This is a genomic window from Campylobacter sp. BCW_6464, from assembly GCF_001762775.1.
In the GTDB taxonomy this organism is placed as follows: domain Bacteria; phylum Campylobacterota; class Campylobacteria; order Campylobacterales; family Campylobacteraceae; genus Campylobacter_D; species Campylobacter_D jejuni.
The window spans coordinates 1-2,030 of sequence record NZ_MJXM01000003.1 but is presented as its reverse complement, the minus strand read 5'-3'; the positions used below and the strand labels follow the sequence as shown (position 1 = coordinate 2,030).

General features: G+C 32.2%; 1 protein-coding gene. It reads left to right on the top strand.

Annotation, left to right across the window (positions count from 1 at the left end; all coding sequences use genetic code 11):
* Nucleotides 1–1,967 (top strand): autotransporter outer membrane beta-barrel domain-containing protein (locus tag AJ885_RS00015; protein ID WP_070280472.1); only part of this gene is annotated, 1,967 nt, incomplete at its 5' end.
* Nucleotides 1,968–2,030: the final 63 nt, after the last annotated feature.

Genomic DNA, 2,030 nt, shown 5'->3' with positions numbered 1-2,030 from the left:
ATGAAAGTTCTAAAACTCAAAAAATAGAACTTAAAAATGGTGGCATTATAAAAGGTAAGGTTCATGGTATAAGATTGGATAATGGTGCCTCTTTAAGTGGAGAAATGATTTTATCTGGTGAAGGTTCTAGGGTAGAAGGTGGAAGTGGTGCTGGTATATCTAATCAAAGTGGAAAAATAGAAGGCTCTATAAAAGTAGAAGATGGAGCTACTGTAACTTCTTCTTCAGGCCAAGCCATATCTAACTCTGGCTCAGGAAGTATAACAGGTGGTATTACTGTTAGTGGGGAAAACACTAAACTTGAAGGAAATATAATCAATACAGGTAATGCTTCTATAGGTAGTGATATCAAGATAGAAAGTGGAGCTAAGGTAGAAGGTGGTCTTGTTAATGAAGGTAGCGCTTCTATCACAGGAGCTATCACTATAGAAAGTGGTTCTAAACTTGATTCCATCACTAACACCTCTACTTCTGATACAGGTATTTCAGGTTCTATCACTAACAATAGTGATAATAAACTTGAAATTTCTAATGGAGAAGGTGCTACTATAGGTGGAGGTATTACAAATAATGGTAATGCTGATTTAGTTATTTCCAACCAAGGCTCAGTAGGTAAAGATGATCATGGTAATACAGTAACTAACAATGGTAGCGGTAATGTTGGAATTAAAGATTGGGTTGTTTCTACAGATAAAGAAACAGGTAAATTAGACACTATAGTTGTAGGTGGAAATGGTAAAGATAATGTAAAAGTAGAAAACATCACCGTAGATCAAAGCAATGTTAATCTTGATGAATTAGGCAATATAAACAATATCATCTCAGGTGTTAATCAAAACAATATTGGCAATATAGGAACCAATGGAGGTGGAGAAATATCTTTAAGCTTTGATCCAATAACAGGAAAGCTTACTACAGATTATCATCTTAATGCTTCCATATCTGGAGCAACCTTTAGATCTTTAATCTCTACTACTACAAGAAGATCTACCTTTATAGACAATGTTATGGGTAATTCTATGCAAAGCTTTGCTTTAGCTTCTTCAAGTAAATCTCAAAGCATCGCTATGTCTGAAAAGGGTAATTTATATGCAGATGCAAGTGATTATATAAAGAGTGATTTAAATAATGGAAGCTATGGTTCTAATAAAGAACATTCTTTATTCATCCTTCCTTATACTTCTTCACAGAATGTTGAACTTTCTTTAAATGAAGAAAGTAAAGGACACACTAAAGGAACCATTATAGGTTATTCTACTTTAAAAGACAGTGGAATATATGGTGTGTATGCAGGTTATGAAGATACAAAAATGGGTTCAACTTATTTTGATATTAATAATAGAACCTATTATGCAGGTTTAAAATACTTTAATACCTTATTTACTACAGAAAAAGGTCAAGAAGTTTATATCAAGGCTCAAGGTAAAGCTGCTTTGATTAAAAATGATTTAACTAAAAAAATAGGAAATAATGAAGCTAAAGCTGAACCTAATTCTTATGCTTATGGAGTCAATACAGCCTTAGGTATGAATTTTATTTCTAATAAAGATATATTCTCCCCTGAAATAGGTCTTGCTTATGAAGGAGGCTATACTGAAGCTTTTTCTATGAAAGACACTATAGGACAAGCAACAGTTAAAGGTGGAGAAAGAACCTATGCAAACTATTTAAATCTTTTCTCTACTAAAACAAGCTTTACTTGGTTTAGAGATTGGTTGCCTAATTTAAAAACTTCAGTAGAACTTGGAGCTAAGTTTAATATCAATCCTAAAGTAGAAGCTGAGGCTAGATTTGGAAATATAAAAGTAAGTGATGAGTTTGATTTACCAAGAGTACAAAAATTTGTAAGCACTTCTTTTATCGTTCCTGTTAATGAAGCTTTCTATTTTAGTTTAAACTATAATGGAATGTTTGATAAAGATGGCAATACCCATACAGGATTTGCTCAGTTTAATTATCTTTGGTAATCTTATAAAAGATCATACTTAGTTTAATTAGTTTACTCTCCTACTTGTTAAAAATTTCATCCT